This window comes from Paenibacillus oenotherae (assembly GCF_019443105.1).
In the GTDB taxonomy this organism is placed as follows: Bacteria; Bacillota; Bacilli; order Paenibacillales; family Paenibacillaceae; genus Paenibacillus_Z; species Paenibacillus_Z oenotherae.
In genome coordinates, this window is the sequence record NZ_JAHZIJ010000016.1 from 1 (window position 1) to 21,308 (window position 21,308).

The 21,308-nt window shown below is 50.1% G+C and carries 18 protein-coding genes; 15 read left to right on the forward strand and 3 right to left on the reverse strand.

The genetic code is table 11. From position 1 onward, the window contains the following. Positions 1-562 precede the first annotated feature (562 nt). A complete protein-coding gene (locus tag K0T92_RS18470) occupies positions 563-1,678 on the reverse strand; it encodes an MGDG synthase family glycosyltransferase (RefSeq protein WP_219873960.1) in 1,116 nt (371 codons plus the stop codon). Positions 1,679-1,875: 197 nt separating this feature from the next. Between K0T92_RS18470 and kapB the strand changes: the two genes are divergently transcribed. The 3 genes from kapB to K0T92_RS18485 are packed head-to-tail and all read left to right on the forward strand — an operon-like array spanning position 1,876 to position 3,422. Next, entirely contained in the window at positions 1,876-2,268 is a 393-nt protein-coding gene (gene kapB / locus K0T92_RS18475; RefSeq protein WP_219873961.1) for a kinase-associated lipoprotein B, read from the forward strand. A 17-nt stretch (positions 2,269-2,285) separates the two neighbouring features. Further along, positions 2,286-2,819, forward strand: coding sequence for an orotate phosphoribosyltransferase (locus K0T92_RS18480; protein ID WP_219873962.1), 534 nt, complete (start codon positions 2,286-2,288; stop codon positions 2,817-2,819). 15 nt (positions 2,820-2,834) lie between these two features. Further along, entirely contained in the window at positions 2,835-3,422 is a 588-nt protein-coding gene (locus tag K0T92_RS18485) for a TetR/AcrR family transcriptional regulator (protein WP_343223741.1), read from the forward strand. A 455-nt stretch (positions 3,423-3,877) separates the two neighbouring features. On the opposite strand, the gene K0T92_RS18490 is transcribed toward K0T92_RS18485, so the two are convergent. Continuing rightward, positions 3,878-5,203, reverse strand: a complete 1,326-nt coding sequence (locus K0T92_RS18490; RefSeq protein WP_219873963.1) for an SGNH/GDSL hydrolase family protein — start codon at positions 5,201-5,203, stop codon at positions 3,878-3,880. A 351-nt stretch (positions 5,204-5,554) separates the two neighbouring features. Between K0T92_RS18490 and gltB the strand changes: the two genes are divergently transcribed. Together gltB and K0T92_RS18500 are read left to right on the forward strand one after the other, a co-directional pair. After that, positions 5,555-10,159, forward strand: coding sequence for a glutamate synthase large subunit (gene gltB, locus K0T92_RS18495; RefSeq protein ID WP_219873964.1), 4,605 nt, complete (start codon positions 5,555-5,557; stop codon positions 10,157-10,159). A gap of 551 nt (positions 10,160-10,710) precedes the next feature. After that, entirely contained in the window at positions 10,711-10,884 is a 174-nt protein-coding gene (locus K0T92_RS18500; protein ID WP_219873965.1) for a hypothetical protein, read from the forward strand. A 48-nt stretch (positions 10,885-10,932) separates the two neighbouring features. Here K0T92_RS18500 and K0T92_RS18505 read toward each other — a convergent pair whose 3' ends face one another. Further along, positions 10,933-11,301, reverse strand: a complete 369-nt coding sequence (locus K0T92_RS18505; protein WP_219873966.1) for a helix-turn-helix domain-containing protein — start codon at positions 11,299-11,301, stop codon at positions 10,933-10,935. A gap of 501 nt (positions 11,302-11,802) precedes the next feature. Between K0T92_RS18505 and K0T92_RS18510 the strand changes: the two genes are divergently transcribed. The 10 genes from K0T92_RS18510 (at position 11,803) to K0T92_RS18555 (ending at position 21,296) form a co-directional block, all read left to right on the forward strand. After that, on the forward strand, positions 11,803-12,555 hold the full coding sequence (locus tag K0T92_RS18510; protein WP_219873967.1) for a YveK family protein: 753 nt from the start codon (positions 11,803-11,805) through the stop codon (positions 12,553-12,555). Then, positions 12,536-13,201, forward strand: coding sequence for a CpsD/CapB family tyrosine-protein kinase (locus K0T92_RS18515; protein ID WP_219873968.1), 666 nt, complete (start codon positions 12,536-12,538; stop codon positions 13,199-13,201). Before K0T92_RS18510 ends, K0T92_RS18515 begins: the two co-directional genes overlap by 20 nt. A gap of 251 nt (positions 13,202-13,452) precedes the next feature. Then, positions 13,453-14,352, forward strand: coding sequence for a UTP--glucose-1-phosphate uridylyltransferase GalU (gene galU, locus K0T92_RS18520; protein WP_219874056.1), 900 nt, complete (start codon positions 13,453-13,455; stop codon positions 14,350-14,352). A gap of 2 nt (positions 14,353-14,354) precedes the next feature. Next, complete coding sequence (locus K0T92_RS18525; RefSeq protein ID WP_219873969.1) at positions 14,355-15,053, forward strand: sugar transferase; 699 nt, start codon at positions 14,355-14,357, stop codon at positions 15,051-15,053. Positions 15,054-15,076: 23 nt separating this feature from the next. After that, a complete protein-coding gene (locus K0T92_RS18530; protein ID WP_219873970.1) occupies positions 15,077-16,015 on the forward strand; it encodes a GDP-L-fucose synthase family protein in 939 nt (312 codons plus the stop codon). 16 nt (positions 16,016-16,031) lie between these two features. Further along, entirely contained in the window at positions 16,032-17,015 is a 984-nt protein-coding gene (gene gmd, locus K0T92_RS18535; RefSeq protein WP_219873971.1) for a GDP-mannose 4,6-dehydratase, read from the forward strand. An 18-nt stretch (positions 17,016-17,033) separates the two neighbouring features. Next, a complete protein-coding gene (locus K0T92_RS18540; RefSeq protein WP_219873972.1) occupies positions 17,034-18,212 on the forward strand; it encodes a glycosyltransferase family 4 protein in 1,179 nt (392 codons plus the stop codon). Next, positions 18,193-18,822 (forward strand): acyltransferase, encoded by a 630-nt coding sequence (locus tag K0T92_RS18545; RefSeq protein WP_219873973.1) that lies wholly within the window; start codon positions 18,193-18,195, stop codon positions 18,820-18,822. Before K0T92_RS18540 ends, K0T92_RS18545 begins: the two co-directional genes overlap by 20 nt. Beyond that, on the forward strand, positions 18,806-20,128 hold the full coding sequence (locus tag K0T92_RS18550) for a hypothetical protein (RefSeq protein WP_219873974.1): 1,323 nt from the start codon (positions 18,806-18,808) through the stop codon (positions 20,126-20,128). Before K0T92_RS18545 ends, K0T92_RS18550 begins: the two co-directional genes overlap by 17 nt. A gap of 25 nt (positions 20,129-20,153) precedes the next feature. Beyond that, positions 20,154-21,296 (forward strand): glycosyltransferase, encoded by a 1,143-nt coding sequence (locus K0T92_RS18555; RefSeq protein WP_219873975.1) that lies wholly within the window; start codon positions 20,154-20,156, stop codon positions 21,294-21,296. Positions 21,297-21,308: the final 12 nt, after the last annotated feature.

Below are 21,308 nucleotides of genomic sequence, written 5' to 3' on the forward strand. Positions count from 1 at the left end.
AGAAAAAATTGTATACTTGGACACCATCGCCTACAACGAACGTTTTGAGAACCGTGTCATCCCAGGTTTTGGCGATCCCGTTGTCAAACAAAAACTTAATGAGATGTTTGAAAAGCGCTATTCCTCGGATTCTGTTCAGTCGGATCCTCGGATCGAAAGTTAAAACAATGTGGTGGGGGGCGGAGTCCTCCGCCCCCCACCAACACTTACCCGATGGGTATATCTACAAGCTTACACAAACTTCTTGACGCTACCCCGTTAATAGGAAATGAAGGCAAAATACCTGCACTCTGGCAGGCATTTTGCCTTCATGGGGTCAGAAATGAGAAAAAAAACTGCCGTTTTGCATGTTTCGCCTAGCTCGCATTTCGCTTCTCGCTTTTCACATCTTGCATGTCTCGGCGTTTGAATGACGGACCGTCCTCTGGCGAGGAGTACGTCAACAGTCTGATGATCGAGTGGGAGCTGAGATTTCCAACAAGGACTCGCGGGGCAGCCCCTTTTTGACTATGGGTGGCGGTGCGATCCTCGGGGACTGTGCCGATTATAAAAAAACAAGCCGTCATTGCATGAGCTGCAAGACGGCACGGGAGCATTGCATCGGATTATATTGCTCGTTGCGCTTGGAGAGCAGGTCGCGTCTATGCTGGAAGGAGGTGTAAGGCTCTTGTATAAGCGAGAACCACTTGTCAATCGTTTCTGTAGAAACAAGCATCTCGCCAAAGCCGCTCTCCACAAAATATTCGCAGTTGACTTCCTCCTGGCCAGGAATCGGCTCGTAGAAGAGCATCGGAATTCCTTTGCTAAGCCCTTCTGTACAGGTCATACCGCCAGGCTTGGTGATCAGCAGGTCGGAGACGTCCATCAGCTTGCTGACCTCACGGGTGAATCCCAGCACTTTAATGTTGGGATGCTGGTACTGCGGGTCGGACAGCATCTTCTCTCTTGCCTTGTCGTTGCTTCCAACACAGTAGATCAGCTGTATGGAGTCCCGCCACTTCGTCATATATTTAAGCAGGTTGTCACTGTACATAATTCCCCAGCCGCCGCCCATGATAAGGACGGTCGGAAGAGGCTTCAGATCAAATTGGAGGCGAATTTCCGTCTTCTCATTGATGCGCCAGAAGTTTGGATGAACGGGAATTCCGGTTACCTCAATCCGGCTGGAAGGAATGCCGCGCTCCATCAGCTTCTTCTGAACGAGAGGAGTCGAGACCAGGTATTTGGTCACCTCAGGACTAGTCCAGGTGCCATGCGCATCGTAATCAGTAATGAGGGTATATAAGGGCACGTCAAGACCAAGCCGCTTTAACCTGGACACTACCGCATTCGGTACGGGATGTGTGCATACGATGAGATCGGGCTTAAGCTGGGAAATGACTTGTGCCGTATGGGTGTAGAATATTCGATGAAGAGCAAGTTGAGTGAATCGATTCAACGATTTCTTGTACTGTCTCCTGTAGACGATTCCGACGAGCTTAGGCTGTTTGCTGACAGTCTTCTTATAGGCGGAGACAATCAATGGACCGATAACTGGATTGAGGAAATTACCCAGTTCAATAACCCGCGTAACAATATTAGGATTCAGTTCTCTAAGTCCGACGGCAAGCGCATACGCAGCTTGGGTATGTCCGGAACCGAAACCTTCAGAGAGCAGAAGCACTCTTTTTTTACGCATCTTCTCACCTACTTTTTCTAATTACCATTTTACGATGCAACCAGACCTGAATACAAGAGATGAAATTAGGTTTGCTTGCTATTGGAGCATTAATTTATGTTAAAATTTAATGAGCAGATGAATTCTTATCGGTAAGCAGTTGGCGAGCCACTTGAGAAGCCAGCTATCCATATATGACGATTGGGGACGTGAAAAAGATGCAAAGAGACGAAAAATTTGTGCCTGAAGCCGGAGCTATTGTGGTCATTGGGGTCAAATCAGGCGAATACATAGGCGAGGTGGTGGAAGCCGGAATACCCCGGTCACTCGTAAAGGTGCTTGCGGTATTGAAGCATCCTGAGCAAGGAGACCTGCACAATCCGTATAATCCCGATGTGCCGATGTTTCATGAGCGGCGGGCGCTGAGCTATACAGAGAAGACGAATGTGCTGCGGGATGATATGCGGCCCTATTATGGCAATGTGCCGGAATACAAGGAATCGCTGCAGCGAGCGGTCGCTGCGGAATTGGAATCGCTGGACCGCTTGAAGCGCTGGGCGGAGCGTGGTCTGCAGCAGCTGGAAGGGCTTGCTCAAGAATACGGCAAGTAGGAGAGGCGGCTATACGGATGAATAGAATAAGCTTGACGATGGCCAGAGATATTTATAAAGCTGCACATATCGGGGGGACGTCCGGCGCTTCTGCGAAGGAAGCAGCTGGCGGACATTTTGACAAATATTTATTAATGGCGAATCCCCGGCTGCTTGGCAGTATCTCGGCAGAGCTTGCGACACGCATTCCGGTTGGAAGCGAGGTGCTCGCCGGTATTGAACTTGGCGGAATCCCGATCGTAACGGTGCTGTCGATGGAGACGAATATTCCGGCTGCTTTCATACGCAAGAAGGCAAGCGGCATTAATAAGCTGACGGAAGGCACAGCCATTCATGGCAAACGTGTATGCGTCGTTCATGATGTGGTTGTAACGGGCAGCCACATTGTACGCAGCGTGAATGATTTGCGGGAGGCTGGTGCAGTCGTCAATGATGTGATCTGTATTATTGAGAGCAATCCGGAGGCGCGTGCCAATCTTCAGGCTGCGGGGCTGCGGTTCCATGCACTGTTCACGCTGGAGCAGCTTGTGCTGGCAGGAGAATCCGAATAGGGGGAGAGACTGAGCGTGGTGGAGCAATCGAAAAAAACGGTTGATCGCAAAAGCCTGATCGTTGAGGCGGCTGCGCAGTCGTTCGCGATGTTTGGCTATAAGGCGACAACGATGGATCTTGTTTCCAGAATCGCTACAGTCGGCAAGGGAACGATTTACACTTTTTTTGATACAAAGGAGGAGTTGTTCGGCGCAATAATGGACCAGCTCGTAGCGGAGCTGAGAGCTCTGGCTGAGCGGACACTTGACCGCAGCAAGCCTTTCTTCGACAATCTGGCATCCATTCTGCACGAACTGCTTCAGTTCCGCGAGAAGCATGAGCTGATCGTCAAGCTGTCCCAGGAGGTGCGGGATATCGGCACACCAATGGCGAAGGAAGGGATGGAAAGGCTGGAAGGGGCAATTATCGGATTTATTCAGCAGGAAGTCGAGCATGCTATTGAAAAGGGCGAGTTAAGAGCGGTTGACCCTGCTCTGACCGCATTTCTTATGCTGCGGATGTATGTGGCGCTGGCTGCCGAATGGAGCCAGCGTCATGAGCCGTTAAGCAGAGAGGAAATCGCCGATTATTTCGTCAAGGTGATGAAGTCGGGCGTGGGGTGACTTGTGGCGCTGGGGGAATGGATACAGAGACCGTAAACGGTAAACCATAAACCGTAAACGTCGAACATGCCTGCAAAACAGCAGCCTTTCTCACGTCCCGGACTGTTCGAAGTTGAAATGCCTGCCAAAGTGAAGGCATTTCGTCGTATATGATCTCAATCGACCAATTCTATCTCATATTCCTGCATTATCGCAGGGATTGTATCACCTACAGCTTCTTTTAATCGGAATTCCTGCGCTTACGCAGGCTTCGCTCTCACCTTCTCATACTGCCTGGGCCATGCAGCCCAATCTGCTGACTTTCTTATGGGGCCTATTCTACAAGTTGAGTACACCACTGCAAATATACATAGCCAGAAAAAAAGTCCGGCGGGCCTTCTCAACCGCCGGACTTTCTTCCTGACTTACGCAGGTTCCTTCGCCCCTGCCGAGATGAAGCCATCGCTGGCTGTATGTTACTTGTTAATGAATACCGTTGTAATGGTTTTGCGGTACTCGACTTGGTAGCCCAGACCTTTGGACAATGCCGCAAGCGGCAGATAGGTGACGGAGGTCTGTCCTGACTTCTCAAGATAAGCCGGCATCGCAAGCGGAAGCTCCTGGCCATTGACCTTCATGGACTTGGCGCCGATACGGAAGGCGACTTCCTTATTGCCCGCTTTAATCGTAGCCGTCTGCGTCTTGCCGTCCCATTGCAAGGATGCATTCATTGCATTGGCAATATCACGCATCGGCAGGAAGGTGGTGTTGTTCTTCAGCACCGGCTTGTTGCCGCCGGAGAGCTGCTTGCCATTGATGATGACGCGAAGCGGTTCGCCTGCGGCCAGCACGGCAGGTTCGCGGTATTCGCCCCAGATCGTCTCGGCGAATGCGCGGCCCATGACCTGATAACCGGCTTGCTTGGGATGGATATCGCCCTTGATGATGTCCGTATATTGCAGCTCCTTGCCGGCGAAGGGCTCCGAGATATTCACGGTGTCAATTGCGACGCCCTCATTCCGGAGCGTGGCTGCGAGTGTTTCGACCGCATTCCTCAGCTTGGCTACTCCGCCAAGCAGCACCGCATACTGCTCCTCTGTCACCGCTTTGTTGACTGCCGATGGCTTGGGAACAGGGAGATACTGATCCGAGATGACAATGCGGGCCTTGGGATTAATGGCGATGATCGAGCGCAGCGAGGCTTGGAGCGATGTCTCGTAAGCGGCAAGAACATCGTCGAAGCGGGCTGCAAGCTGTTCGGTTGTCAGCGGATTCTGCCTGACCTCTTCAATAATAGGCGTAAAATCATTGCCGCCGATTGTCATAATGACAAGATTGGCTCCCTCGATTGCTGTCTTCAGCGCAGCGGTTTTGGCAATTGTCGCAGACGCGCGGGGGTAGCTGGAGAGATTGTTCTGCGCTTCCTCGGCGGTTATTGCATTACCCTGCGCCGCCGCATTCAGCCAAGCGCTAAGCCCTACAGATTTCAAGCCAAGCATCCCGAAATTCTGGATCGATACTCTGCCGTGGTACAGCGCCTGCTCATAGACCCGGTCTACATAACCGTAAGGCACAGCGCTCTCCGTCATGCCATGCTCATAGCCCGCAGTCAGAGAATCGCCTACGGCGACAATATTAAGCGCGCTGGCCGCCTCCGCTACAGCGGCTGCTGCTGCGTAGGGGCTCGCGTTCTGTTGTGATGCTGCATGAATGATGGCATTATTCCAGTTGACTGTTCCGACAAGCAGCGCGGCTGTAAGAACAGCGGCTGCAGCTCTTTTTTTCCTTAACTTTCTATACAACGAGCACACATCCTTTTGATATAGTTATAAGGCAAGTATGACAAAATCCGTTAAAGAACTCTTATCACAACCATAAAAATATTAAATTGATATCGTTATGGGGTGATGTTAAAATAATATAATAACGAAAGTGCGACTGTATGCAGTTTTACCACTGGATGCTGAAGATAATGGCATGCTGCTGTGCCGTGAACAGCGTCTTTTTGTCAGTGGACACTTGTTCATTATTCGACGGTTTGTTATATTGTAACCTTCTGTTGCTTTCTATTTTAAGCGATAATGCGTCGAAAATGAAGCCGGATCTTATGAATGTTATTTATTCAAAAATTTATGGATAGAAGGGTGTACGCAATGAAAGTAAATCGTTTGGGTTTGCCGCCGAAGCAAGGCCTCTACGATCCGCAGTTTGAGAAAGACGCTTGCGGTATGGGCTTTGTAGCTAACATCAAAGGAATCAGATCACACACCATCATTCAGCAAGCACTGACGGTTCTTGAGAACATGGAGCACCGCGGTGGCCAGGGAAGCGAGCCGAATACAGGCGACGGCGCAGGCATCATGCTGCAAATTCCGCACGGCTTCTTCGTTCGTGAGTTGAAGGGTCTTGGCATCGACTTGCCGGCAAATGGAGAATATGCGGTAGGCATGTTGTTCTTGTCGCAAGATGAGGAGATTCGCGCGAGCCATGAGCGTCAATTGGAGGACATCATTCGTGAGGAAGGCCAGACACTGCTTGGCTGGCGCACGGTTCCGACGAATGATGCGAAGCTGGGCGATTCCGCCAAAGCAGTTAAGCCATATGTTCGCCAAGTGTTCATTGGCAAGAATGCAGGTCTGAAGGACGAACTGTCATTCGAGCGCAAAATTTATGTGATCCGCAAACGCGCAGAGCAAGCGATCCGCTACTCTGGCAAAGAAGGCGCGGACACCTTCTATTTCTCCAGCATGTCCAGCAAGAAGATCGTTTACAAAGGCATGCTTACGACAGAGCAGGTTCGTTCTTTCTATGTGGATATGAACGACGAAGCGATGGAGACGGCAATTGCACTTGTGCACTCGCGGTTCTCGACGAACACATTCCCGAGCTGGGAACGCGCGCATCCTTACCGCTATCTGATTCATAACGGCGAGATCAATACGCTTCGCGGCAATGTCAACTGGATGCATGCCCGCCAAACGATGTGCGAGAGCGAATTGTTCGGTGCAGACATGGACAAAATCAAGCCGATCATCAATCCGGACGGCTCCGATACAGCTATGTTCGACAACACGCTTGAATTTCTGTACCTGTCAGGACGCTCCCTGCCTTATGTGGCCATGATGATGGTTCCTGAGCCATGGTCCAACCATGAGAGCATGAATGATGACAGAAAAGCATTCTACGAATACCATAGCTGCCTGATGGAGCCATGGGATGGACCTGCCGCTATGGCATTCTCCGATGGCACGCAGATTGGCGCCATTCTCGACCGCAACGGTCTTCGTCCAGCGCGTTACTATGTCACGAAGGACGATGTGATCATACTGGGATCGGAGGCAGGCACAGTTCCTGTCGATCCGGAGAACATTCTATACAAGGACCGTCTTCGCCCAGGCCGCATGCTGCTTGTGGATACGAAGGAAGGCCGGATTGTATCCGACGAAGAGGTCAAAGCTGCAATTGCGGCGGAGAACCCTTACCGCGAGTGGCTTGACGAGCATCTTGTCGGGTTGGATGATCTGCCTGAAGCTCCCGAGCTTCCGGAGCCGGATCATAGTACGGTTCAGCAGCGCCAGCAAGCCTTCGGCTATACGTTCGAGGAATTGCGCAAGGTGCTTGAGCCGATGGCTGGAAGCGGCGTAGAACCAATCGCTTCGATGGGCTACGATGCTCCGCTTGCTATTCTGTCCGAGCGTCCGCAGCGTCTGTTCAATTATTTCAAGCAAATGTTCGCGCAAGTAACGAATCCGCCTATTGATGCGATTCGTGAAGAGATTATTACAGCGACAGGCACAACAATCGGACCTGAGCGCAATCTGCTCAATCCGGAGCCTGAGAGCTGCCGCCATATCCGCCTGGCTTCGCCAGTGCTCTCCAACGAGGAGTTCGCCAAGCTGCGCCATGTGCGCCGTCCGGGCTTCAAGTCGATTACAATTCCAACGATCTTCACCGCGTCTGAAGGCGAGAGCGGCATTCGTGCGGCAATTGCCCAAATGTGTGAAGCGGCAGATCGTGTTATAAGCAAAGGCCATAACATTCTGATTCTCTCCGACCGCGGCATTGACCGTGAGAATGCAGCAATTCCGTCTCTTCTGGCGGTATCGTCGCTTCATCACCATCTGATTCGCGAAGGTACACGCACGAAGGTCAGCATTCTGCTGGAGTCCGGCGAACCGCGCGAGGTGCATCACTTTGCACTGCTGCTCGGTTACGGAGTGAGCGCAGTTAATCCATACCTGGCGTTCGAGACGCTTGATGATATGATTCGCCAAGGCATGCTTAGAGGCGTTACGCACGAGAAGGCAGTTAAGAACTTTATTAAAGCAGCGACCAAGGGCATCGTGAAGATTCTGTCCAAGATGGGCATCTCGACGATTCAATCGTATCGCGGCGCACAAATTTTCGAAGCGGTAGGCCTTCATGAAGCACTTGTAGACGAGTACTTCACTTGGACGCCATCCCGCATCGGCGGTATTGGTCTGGATGTCATTGCATCGGAAGCGCTCTTCTATCACAACCGTGCCTTCACAGAGCAGGAGGGCGGAGAGAAGGAGCTTGATTCCGGCGGTGAATACCAATGGCGCAAAGACGGCGAAGACCACCTGTTCAGTCCGCAAACGATTCACACGCTGCAGATGGCTTCCCGCAATAATGATTACAAGCTGTACAAGAAGTTCTCTGAGCTCGTACAGGGTGAAGATAAGAAATTCCTGACGCTTCGTTCACTGCTTGACTTCAATTACGATGCCGAGCCGGTACCGTTGGATGAAGTTGAATCTGTAGAGTCGATCGTCAAACGGTTCAAGACTGGCGCGATGTCATACGGCTCTATAAGCAAGGAAGCGCATGAAGCGCTGGCAATTGCAATGAACCGCATTGGCGGCAAATCCAATACGGGCGAGGGCGGAGAGGATCCGGCGCGCTTCATTCCGGATGAGAACGGCGACTCCCGCCGCAGTGCGATCAAGCAGGTTGCCTCTGGCCGTTTCGGTGTAACGAGCAACTATCTGGTTAACGCTGACGAGATTCAGATCAAGATGGCGCAGGGCGCTAAGCCGGGCGAAGGCGGCCAGCTGCCAGGACGCAAAGTATATCCTTGGGTTGCTGAGGTTCGCGGATCAACGCCGGGTGTCGGACTGATCTCGCCTCCGCCGCATCATGATATTTATTCCATCGAGGACTTGGCTGAGCTGATCCACGATCTGAAGAATGCGAACCCGCGCGCACGTATTAATGTTAAGCTCGTGTCTGAGGTCGGCGTCGGCACAATTGCTGCCGGTGTTGCCAAAGGCCGCGCGGATATTATCCTCGTGAGCGGTTATGACGGGGGAACAGGAGCATCGCCGCTGGCGTCTATACGTCACGCAGGTATGCCTTGGGAGCTTGGATTGGCTGAGACGCACCAGACCCTCATGCTGAACAATCTTCGTGACCGCGTTGTAGTAGAGACTGATGGCAAAATCATGAACGGACGCGACTTGGCTATTGCAGCCCTGCTCGGTGCCGAGGAATATGGCTTCTCCACAGCTCCACTAATTGTTCTTGGCTGTATTATGATGCGTGTATGTCATTTGGATACCTGTCCGGTTGGTGTCGCCACCCAGAATCCGGAGCTTCGCCAGAAATTCATGGGTGATCCAAGCCATGTAGCGAATTATATGCTGTTCATCGCACGCGAGCTTCGCGAAATTATGGCACAGCTCGGTTTCCGTACCATTACAGAGATGGTGGGACGTGTAGACCGTCTGGAAACGAAGACGCTGATTAATCATTATAAATTGAAGGGTCTCGATCTGACTCCTCTGCTGCACCTTCCCGAGCTGCCGCAAGACGCAGCCCGCTATTGTGTGCAGGAGCAGAACCACCTGCTGGAAGAATCGCTTGATATGCAGAAGCTGCTTCCGCTTGCAGCCCCTGCGCTTGAGAGCGGGGAGCAGGTTCGTGCAACATTGCCGATCTGCAATACGAACCGGGTAGTCGGTACGATTGTCGGCAGCGAGGTTACTCGGAAGTATGGCGCTCAAGGGCTGCCGGATGATACGATCTCGTTCCATTTCGTTGGATCGGCCGGACAGAGCTTTGGTGCATTCGTACCGAAGGGGATTACATTGTCGTTGGAAGGCGATTCTAATGACTACGTGGGCAAAGGGCTCTCGGGCGGCAAGGTTATTGTAGCGCCATCGCCTAAAGCGACCTTTATTGCGGAAGAGAACGTTATTATCGGGAATACAGCGTTCTATGGCGCGACTAACGGTGAAGCTTATGTTCGCGGTATCGCAGGCGAGCGCTTCGCAGTTCGTAACTCCGGTGTGAAGGTCGTTGTAGAAGGTGTCGGCGATCATGGCTGTGAGTATATGACAGGCGGGCGAGTCGTTGTCCTTGGCGGCACGGGACGCAACTTCGCGGCAGGTATGTCCGGCGGTGTGGCCTATGTGCTTGACGAGAAGGGCGATTTCTTCAAACAGTGCAATCTGGAGATGGTACTGCTGGAGCGCCTGGAGAATCCGAAGGAAGTAGAAGAGCTTCGCGACATGATTAGCCGTCATGTTCAATATACGGGCAGTGCGGTCGGCGATCGCGTTCTGTCGGATTGGGATGCGGCATTGCCGAAGTTTATCAAGGTTATTCCTAAGGATTACAAGCGGATGCTGGAGCAGATCGAGAAGGTAGAGCAGACCGGTCTGACTGGCGATGCAGCGCTTCTCGCGGCATTCGAAGCGAATATGAAAGAATTGGCGCGTGCAGGCGGCAACTAATATTACGTATGAAACAAGCCGGTCAAGAGATCTTTCTCTTGGCCGGCTTTTTGTCGTGGTTTATAGGGATCTATGAGGTAGTTCCAGCAATTATTAAAAAATTCTCATGTCCTATAATGTAAAGCCTTACATTCTAATCTATCGGTTATTTCGACAAAAGGAGCTAAAAAATATCGCGATTCGACATCCATATACCGACACCTTCTTTTGGACACGTTAGCTATAATTACATTGTTCTTAATAAGAAGGGAGAGGGAAATCGTCAATGATGCTGACTGTTGAGAAAACAGAAAGTAAGCCATTAATGGAGATAGATATTCGCATATTGCTGGAGCAGATGTGTATTCCTAAGGAAAGATGGCCACAAGAATGGACCTCGCCAGAGCAAGTGGAATCCACGTAACGAGCGGAGGAAGCAAGTGCTCCAACAAGATGCCTGCAAACGCAATGAATGCTTTCATTAGACCGACAGATTCTTTAAAGCTTCTTGACTATAATAGCGAAACCATGCTGTTCTAGAAAAACAAGAGAGATTAGGAGTCGGAGTGTTTATGAAATCAAATAATCCCAATAAGAAAGAAGAGTCAACGATGCCTTCACGTGAATCTATTCCTGTAGAGCTGGAAGTTACTGTAATTCTGAATCAGCTAGGCATTGAACGTTCAGATTGGTCACAGAAGATTCTTCATTTAAATAATAGGACACAAAATAAAACAAAACCATAGCATGCCAATAAGGCGTACTATGGTTTTGTTCTATAGGTAGAGTTATAACTAGTTCATCATTCTCTCCGCCCGGACGAATGCGATGAATCGACGGGCTTCATCTACGGATAACTTGCGGCCATCTATAGTAAGTGCGAACTTCTGCAGCAATTCCTCGTCCGCCAACTCCAATTGATCTACAAATTCGCGGATAGGATCGTCCAGCGTTGCGTGAGGAGTGTTTGTTCGCCCAACAAGGTAGTCGACAGATACATGGAACAAATCGGCAAATTTCGATAACGTATCGGTGTCCGGTTCTCTGCGGTTCTTCTCATAATGAGACAGAGCAGCGCGCGAAATCCCAAGAAACCCAGCTGTCTGTTCTTGAGTCCACCCCCGATCCTCCCTCAATTTAGCAATACGGTTACCAATATTCATAATACTCCTCCTTACTAACTATACCAACATATTAATACGAAACGCTTACAAATGCATGTTATGAAACAAAATGTCGCAATCTTGAAAAAACCATGAAAAAGGTATTGACATGTTACGTTCTGTATCGTAAAGTTAACGGTGTAATAGATACAAATTGTATCATATTCAATGAATAATAGTTTTCCCAATCTATCTTGTTCCTATACAACATTCATACAAATTATTACACATTATGAGGAATGAATCATTAGAGCGATGCAAAAATTGAGCGGATTCAATTATTTTCTTCAATTATTCCGCTGCATTAAAGCAATAAATCACAACTGCTGATGATATGCATGGTGTTGAGTGATGAATAAGCACACTGCTGCTGCAAAAATTCTGAGTTATCTTGAGCAATGCTGATGAATCATTTGTGAGAGCCAAGAGCCGCCCGCTGACAAGCAAGTACTGGGGAACGAGCGGCATTGATTCGGAAATCATGGTAATGGAGGATACAACATGGAACTCAAGCAGTATTGGGCAATTGTAAGAAAACGAATATGGCTGATCGTATTGCTTATGGTCGTGAGCGGTATGTTAACCGGCTATTACTCTTATCAGTCGAATGTGAAGCTGTACACGGCCTCTGCGAAGCTGATGGTGAACCAGAATGCCAGTGAAGAAACGAAGACCAGTCTCGATGTCTCTTCCATTAATATGAATCTTCAATTGATTAAAACCTACGTAGAAATTATTCGAACACCACGGATTATGAGCAAAGTCATTCAGGAGTTTCCTGAATTAGATATGACGGTGAATGAACTGGTCAGAAAGGTTAATGTTACGACAGTCAATGGCACACAGGTCATGTCATTGACTGTAACGGATCTGAAGTACAGCAGAGCAGCCCATGTCGTAAATGCGGTAGCTAAGGTCTTCCAGGCAGAGATCCCCAAGCTGATGAAATTGGACAACATTATTATTCTGAATGAAGCTGATCCGTTCAATACACCTGCACCAATGACCTCAAGACCGAACTTGAATATTGCCATCAGTCTCCTGTTATCGTTCATGATCGGCTTAGGCCTGGTATTCCTGCTGGAGTATCTGGACGATTCGATCAAGACAGAGGAAGATGTCAAAGCATTGTTCGGAGTGCCACCCCTGTCTCTTATTCCTCGTACGAGAGTCTCTGCAAGAACAAGCGGTAAAGAGAAGCAAGCGACAATGAATGTGAAAAGAGGTGAGAGCAATGTCACGCTCGACACATAGAAATCAGCTGATTACGATGATCAGTCCGACATCGCCGGCTTCTGAGGCTTATAAAATTCTCCGAACGAATATCGAAATCTCCAATATTGAGCAAGACCTGCAAACCATTATGGTCACCTCTACCAAGAAGAGTGAGGGGAAAAGCAGTGTAGCGGCGAACCTCGCTGTCGCCTATGCCCAGTCCAATAAGAAGGTGCTGCTGATCGACGCGGATATGCGCAATCCTGCGCAGCATCATATCTTCAACCTTTCTAACCGGATTGGTCTAAGCTCGCTGCTGAATCAGAAGTTCGAATGGAGCGATGCGGCCATTGCCTCGCCCGTTGAGAACCTCACTATCATTACAGCCGGATCGGCACCTCATAATCCGTCAGAGATGCTCGCATCGAAGTTTATGATTCACATGCTGGAGGAATTGAAGGAGCGGTTTGAAGTCATTATTATCGATACGCCGCCATTCTTGTCTGTCGCCGATGCGCAGATTGTTGCCTCGAAGTGCGATGGCGTCATTCTGGTGATCGATTCGGGAGAGGTCAATAAGGATGTGGCCCAGAAGGCGAAGGAGAATCTGGAGTTTGTGAAGGCGAAGCTCATTGGTGTCGTCTTGAACAATGTCAATCGCAGAGATGCCAGCGGCTACTATTAATTGAACATCAATCATAAAGATACAGGTAATGTCTCCTGCACCTATATCACTGGAGGCACTCGGTCACGCTGTGGGTCTTGGTGCCTTAGACGTCAATCGTCAAGGGTGTGATGTGAGGAAGGGTTGAATGCCCGTTCATCTAAAAGTCCAAGCTATGCGCCCTTACTATTCCCGACTACTAAGAGTGCGTAGCTTGTACTTTTGCTTCCAAGAATGGCATCTAAAAATATAAAGAGGGATAGGTGAGTGAGATGACTAAGGTGAGGAAAGCAATTATACCGGCTGCCGGTCTTGGCACAAGGTTTTTGCCTGCTACTAAAGCTATGCCGAAGGAAATGCTTCCTATTGTTGACAAGCCGACCATTCAATACATTGTAGAGGAAGCGATCCAATCGGGTATCGAAGACATCATAATCGTCACGGGGAAGGGCAAGCGTGCAATTGAAGATCATTTCGACAGCGCCTTCGAACTGGAACATTCGCTGCTGGAGAAGGGGAAATTTGATCTGCTGGAGGAAGTGAGACGATCCGCCAATGTTGATATTCACTATATTCGCCAGAAGGAGGCCAAGGGTCTCGGTCACGCTGTATGGTGCGCGAGGAACTTCATTGGCGATGAACCGTTCGCTGTGCTGCTTGGCGACGATATCGTGTGGGGGGAAACGCCGTGCACGAAGCAGCTAATCCAGCAATATGAGCGGACAGGCAAATCGGTCATTGGCGTTCAGCCGGTCGCAGTGGATTTGACATCCCGATACGGCATTGTTGATCCGCGTCTCTCTGAGGGACGGCTAGTAGAAGTAGAGAGCTTCGTCGAGAAGCCGCCTCAAGGACAAGCTCCTTCCAATCTCGCTATTATGGGACGTTATGTGCTGACACCGGAAATATTCGATTTTCTCGATCGTCAGGAGATCGGTGCAGGAGGAGAAATACAGTTGACGGATGCGATTCAGGCGCTGAATGTAGCGCAGGGGGTATATGCTTATAATTTCGAAGGCATCCGCTATGATGTCGGAGAGAAGCTCGGCTTTATTCTGACTACACTTGATTTTGCACTCCAGAGGAATGAGCTGAGGCATCAGCTCTTGACATCACTCGAGGAAATTGTGGAGCGAGAACGATCAACCTATTTGCTAGCAAGAGGTGAATAACTATGGCGCCTCTGAACAGGAATGAACCTGAGATAGCGACGATTAATTCGGCTGGGTATTATGCGAAGGTCAGGCCAAAAACCGGACGAAGAAGGTTTGTCTATTTGGCGAGCAAACGGTTTATCGACATTACGGCTTCTGCTATAGGCTTGCTGCTGCTGTCACCGCTTTTTGTCATCCTTGCTATCGTCATTAAGCTGGAGGATCCGAAAGGCTCTGTTTTCTTCAGTCAAGTAAGGGTCGGGAGAAATGAGCGGCCGTTCCGGATGTATAAATTCCGCACGATGGTCTCGAATGCCGAGGATCTGCTTCATGAACTGCTGGACAAGAACGAAATATCCGGCGCGATGTTCAAGATGAAGGAAGACCCCCGGATTACTAGAATCGGCAAGTTTATTCGGAAAACAAGCATTGACGAATTGCCGCAGCTGGTCAATGTGTTCCGGGGCGAAATGTCCCTGGTAGGCCCCCGGCCGCCGCTGCCAAGAGAAGTATCGGAGTATTCGGAGTATGACAAGCTGAGGCTCATCGTAACACCAGGCTGCACAGGCTTATGGCAGGTCAGCGGCCGCAATGAGCTGAGCTTTGCCGAGATGGTGGATCTGGATCTGGAATATATTAACCGCAGAAGCCTGTGGCTTGATATTAGCATTATGCTGCGGACGGTCAGAGTGATGTTGGGGTCGAAGGATGCTTTCTAATTATGTGATGCAGGGGTGCTGTGATGGATCTTAATGCAAAAATATATGTCGCTGGCCATAGAGGACTTGTCGGCTCGGCTATTCTCCGGGCGCTTGAGGAGAAGGGATATCGCAATCTGGTTCTCCGGACCAGCTCGGAGCTGGATTTAAGGGACCGGGAGCAGGTGCAGCAATTGTTCGCAGAAGAGGGCATCGACTACGTATTTCTGGCTGCAGCCAAGGTCGGCGGCATCGTGGCCAATAATGATTACCCTGCTGATTTCATCCGGGATAATCTGATGATTCAAGCCAATGTAATTGATGCGGCTCACCGTTATGAGGTCAAGAAGCTTCTATTCCTGGGCTCGACTTGCATCTATCCCAAGCTTGCTCCTCAGCCGCTCAAGGAGGAATATCTGCTTACGGGCGAGCTGGAGCCGACGAATATCGCTTATGCGGTCGCCAAGATCGCCGGCATTACGATGTGCCAGTCGTATAACCGCCAGTTCGGAACACGCTTCATCTCGGCGATGCCGACAAATATGTACGGGCCCAATGACAACTTCGATCCTGTCACCTCGCATGTGCTGCCAGCTCTTGTTCGCAAGTTCCATGAGGCGAAGGCCAGCGGAGCGGCTGAGGTGAAAATATGGGGAACAGGCACGCCGCGCAGAGAGTTTCTGCACTCGGATGATCTGGCAGAGGCATGTATTTTCTTAATGAAGTTCTATGAGGGTAATGACATTGTCAATGTAGGTGTCGGAGAGGATATTACGATCAAAGAACTGGCAGGGCTGATCCAATCCATAGTCGGCTATGAAGGCAGCCTCGTGTTCGACTCATCTGTTCCAGATGGAACGCCGCGCAAGCTGGTGGATGTGAGCAAAATTCACGCGCTGGGCTGGCAGGCCAAAATAAAGCTTGAGGACGGCCTGCACGCCGTGTATGAATCATTCCGGGAGTCTACGCTGGTAAACAACTAATAGGTGGAGGAACAATATGAAAAGAGCGCTAATTACAGGTGTTACAGGTCAAGACGGTTCCTATTTGGCAGAGTTTCTGCTCGGCAAGGGTTATGAGGTATTCGGTTTAAGACGCCGTACAAGCACGCCGAATTATGAGAATGTGCAGCATATTAAGGATAAAATTCACTGGATTTCGGGTGATCTGACCGACCTGGCCTCATTGATTGAAGCTGTGCGGATCTCCGATCCTGATGAGGTATACAATCTGGCGGCCCAGTCCTTCGTTGCCGCTTCATGGCCGCAGCCGATCACAACAGGGCATATTACGGCGCTTTCTGTAACGAACATGCTGGAAGCTGTCCGCCTGATCAAGCCTGAGGCCAGATTCTATCAGGCATCCAGCAGTGAGATGTTCGGCAAGGTTGTCGAAACTCCGCAGAAGGAAACGACGCCATTCTACCCGCGCAGCCCTTATGGTGTTGCGAAGGTGTACGGCCACTGGATAACGGTCAACTATCGGGAAAGCTTCAATATGTTCGCTTGTTCGGGCATTCTGTTCAACCACGAATCGCCGCGCCGCGGGCTTGAGTTCGTAACGCGCAAGGTGACGGATGCGGCGGCGAGAATTAAGCTGGGGCTGCAGAGCAAGCTGCATATGGGCAATCTGGATGCACTGCGCGACTGGGGCTTTGCCGGTGATTATGTCAAAGCGATGTGGCTGATGCTGCAGCAGGATGAGCCGCAGGATTATGTAATTTCAACAGGAGAGATGCATACGGTCCGCGAGCTGCTGGAAATCGCATTCTCTTATGTCGGACTTGATTACAAGGATTATGTCGTTATTGATCCGGAGTTTGTGCGGCCGGCAGAGGTGGACCTGCTGCTGGGCGATTGCACCAGAGCGAAGGAAGAGCTCGGCTGGAAGCTTGAGGTCGGCTTCAAACAATTAATTCATATGATGGTTGAAAGCGATCTGAAGAAGGCGGAAGTGGAAGCCAAGCTGATTGCGATCTCTTGAGCTTGAGGTGATCCGATAATGAAGAAGCGTGTATTGTATGTCCATCATGCCGGAAGTTTAGGCGGGGCGCCCAAGAGCTTGACTTACTTGATCAGCCATCTGGACAGAGAGCTGTATGAAGCCGAGGTCATCAGCATCAATGACGGCCCTGCGGTTGAGCTGCTCAGAACGGTCGGGCTTCCGGTCAAGGTTGTCCGAAGGATGTATGCCTTCCACGGGACAACTGTATCAGGAATGAGTGCGCGGCTTTTCGTGCGCAATATACTTGGATCGCTGCCGACTTATATCATGGCGAAGAGGTATATTAAAGCGTTCAAGCCTGATATTATCCACCTCAACAGCACCTGCCTCTTTATGGTAGCAAAAGCGGCCAAGGATATTTCCAAGGAGATCAGGGTGGTCTGCCATGTGCGCGAGCCGCTGCTGGCCTCCTTTCCCGGGAAAATATTGCGCATCATGAATCACCGCTATGTAGACGGGTTCATCTCCATTGACCATTATGATGCGGCGACGATCAACAGCAAGGAGCGGGAGCTTGAGGTCATCAACAACTTTGTTGACTTTCACAAATACAACCCTGCCGTATCGGGGACTCATGTACGGGAAGAGCTGGGTTTGAAGGATGAGGATGTTGCCTTCCTGTATCTCGGGAGAGTGGTTGAAGGCAACGGCGTTTCGCCCATGCTTCAGGCTTTTCTGAACGTGGTTCGCGACAATCCCCGCTTTCATCTCATCGTGGCAGGCTTCTACTTCGATAATACGAATCCGTACGAGGATAGAATAGTGACGGAGGCGGAAGGGGAGCGGAATGTCCATCTGCTCAAGTTCAGGGAGGATGTGCCTTCATTGCTAGCGGCATCGGATGTTATGGTCTGTCCGTTCATCGAGCCTCACTTCTCACGGAGCATCATAGAAGCGGCAGCGATGAGGAAGACGTCGATCGCCTCTAATATAGGAGGACCTAACGAGCTTGTTCTGCATGGGCAAACCGGGTTCTTGTTCGGGGAAGGCGATTGGGCGGAGCTGGAGGCATATATGATCAGGCTGGGCAACGATGATGAGCTGCGGGCGTCTCTCGGAGAGAAGGCGCTGGCCTTCGCCAGAGAACACTTCGATGCGACGAAGAATGCAAAACGCACCTTTGAATTCTACAATCGTCTATATGTGAGGGAAGCGTATGGTTATTCTGTTCATTAGGATCAAGAGAAAGCTGGTCAGAATGGCTGCCACCGCAATAACGAAGCTGCTGTTGAAGGAATATGGCATTCCATGCGGCAAGGAGCTGATTGCGGTGGGGATGCCTGTCATTGAGAAGCATGCGGGAAGCTCCATCACGATTGGCGACAATGCGGTCTTATGCTCGGCCGATTACAGCAATCCCCTCGGAATCAATCATAGATGTGTCATACGGACATTGGCGCCATCAGCAGCAATCGAAATTGGCAATGATGTCGGGATGAGCGGAGCAAGCATATGCGCCGCCTTCCATGTGAAGATCGGCAATGATGTGATGCTGGGCGTGAATGTCCATATCTGCGATACCGACTTCCATCCGTTGAAGCCGGAGAACCGCAGGTACAACGATTCGGCGGAGGATGTGGGCGTGGCCCGGACAGTCATTGAAGACAACGTATGGATCGGGGCGAATGTTATGGTTCTTAAAGGGGTTACTATCGGCAAGAACAGCGTCATTGGCGCAGGCAGCATCGTCACCGGCAATATACCGGCCAATGTGATTGCGGCAGGCATACCGGCAAGGACAATCAAACCGCTAGTCCGGGATGGTTCCTATGAACAGATTAGTTAAAATACTGCTGGTGCTGTTCATTGTGTTCACGGTTATTCCATACTTGCCAGAGGCGATTACCGATCTCATAAACAACAAGGTGTCCTATGCGAAGTTCCGGATTAATCAGCCGATATTCGGACTTAATATCCGGTATGTGAAGGATGGGCTTCTCTTCATGCTCATGTGTCTGTTCGTCATTATGGATGCAAGGGAGAAGAAAAGAAACCATCTCTTCCTCACGTATTACCCGTTTCTGCTCCTGGTTATTTATGGTGCCAGCGTACTCGGCTTCTTCTATCAGAGAGTGGATCTCTTTCTTATTGCGGCCGGGACGAGATCTGTCCTGCTGTTCTTATTCTGCCTGAAGGCTGCGAAGTTTCTGAAATCGATTCATGCTTTCGGATTAATGAAGCGAACGGTTACGATACTGCTCCTTGTGGAGTTCATTGTGCTGCTGCTTCAATATTACGTTTATACCAATAACTATGGTTATGCGAATCCCGTCTCGCTTCGGCTAATCGGAACATTCGGGGGCATATCGGTTGCTGGTTATTTTGCGCTGGGCTGCTCTATTTTCTACTATTTGCTGGGCGTGAAGCTGAATATCGGGGTGAAGAGCATGATCGCTCTTCAGACACTATGTCTCCTGACGGCTGCATTCTCCGGCACACGTTCGGCGCTCATGGGTGTGATGCTCGTCATCTTCTTCTCGGCGGGGAGGCGTCTGATACATGGCCGGACGGACAGAAGACAAAGTCTGCTGCTTATTTCGCTTAGCATTGTGATCGGGATCGGGCTTATCGGCATCAGCAAATTGGTGAATGTGCTGGCTGACCGGGGCGATCTGTTGGAGACTCAATTGGAGAGCGGACGCATCGAGCTGTTCAAAAGTCTCTTCAATCAGAATCTGGAGAACATTCTGTTCGGCAATGGCATCGGCTACGGCACGAATGCCGCGGTTAATCTCAACCGGCAATTCGAGGCCGGCGTGAACGCGATTATTCTTGATGGAACCATTAACAGTATTCTCGCCCAGTATGGACTTCTTGTGCTTCTCGTTGCGGGCTTGATCTATCTTCACTTTCTGTTCCAGTTTGTTAGAACCGGAAGAATCTATGGCTTTGATCTGTTTGCTGTCACTCTGGTTAACGGGATTCTGATGTTTTCCACCAATATTTTTGAACAAGGCACTTATTTGCTGATGCTGACAATATCGACTTCGCTAGCTCTTGCGCCTTTGCATGATAACGATAAGGCTGCCGCCAAGGGGACTGCCAGTCCGGAATCCTCCTCTGAGCGGCTTATGCTGGCTGCTGCAAGCTAAAGTCCGGAAGAAAGGAGTGGAGGCCGTGAACATTCTGTTCCTCTGCAATTACATGCTGGAAGATGTTATGACCGAGAGGCATAATCGGAACACCTTCGCTCAATCCGCTAATAACAAAATCAATCAGATTGTAAGCGCGCTGACCTCGAATGACCATCAAGTAACGCTGCTGTCCAGCGGGCTGGTCAACAACCGCTCGGGCCGGTTTTACAAGAGATTCAAGAGCCGCGAGTGCGGTCATCTGCATTATGCATCGATTATTGACCTGCCGATTCTGAATACAGTGAGCTCGCTGCTGTCGATGGTTGCTTTGGTTGCCTCTATTAGAAAAACAATGAAAGTCGATTATATCATTTTCTGGAATTACAAGCCTGAAGTCGCGGTTGCCGCATATCTGTGCAAGAAGCTGTTCGGTATCAAAATCATTGTAGATTACGAGGACGGCTATTTCTCATTGAACCAGCTCGGCTTCAAATCCAAAATATTCAATCTGGCAGAGAAGCTTGTCTCCAGACATGTTGACGGCGCTATTCTGATCTCCAAAAGCTTGATATCCCGGATCCACAACAAGCCTTATATGATTCTCAATGGGCTGACGAACAAGAAAGTGATGGATTACAGCTATCACGGGGTCAAATCAGAGAAAATTACGCTTATGTATGCAGGCGGGCTGGACTATGAGAGAGGCATAGACGTGCTGCTTGAAGCTCTGAAATATACGAAGCAGGAGTTCACGCTGTACATTACGGGCCAAGGTCCATTGGCGGACACGCTGAGTGGAGACTGTGATCCAAGAGTCGAATACCTGGGCTATCTGGAATATGAAGAAACGATCAGGCGGATGCATGAGGCGGACATTCTTATCAACCCTCAGCGGGAAACGATTGCTTTCGCCAATGCCTCCTTTCCTTCCAAAATATTCGATTATTTGGCGACGGGCAATCTGATCATCTCGTCCAATGTCGCGGATATGAAGGCTTTTGCCAAGCAGGCCTTCTACATCTATGAGAACGATAATCCGCAGCAGCTGTCGGCCTGTATTGACCAGTCGATCAGGGACATTCAACACAACAGCAATGACGATAAATTGACCAGAATCAGGCAGCTGAAGCAGGAGTTTCTGCCGGAGAATGTAGGGATGAAAATATCGGCTACATTATTGAACTGAAGAGGTTGGGAG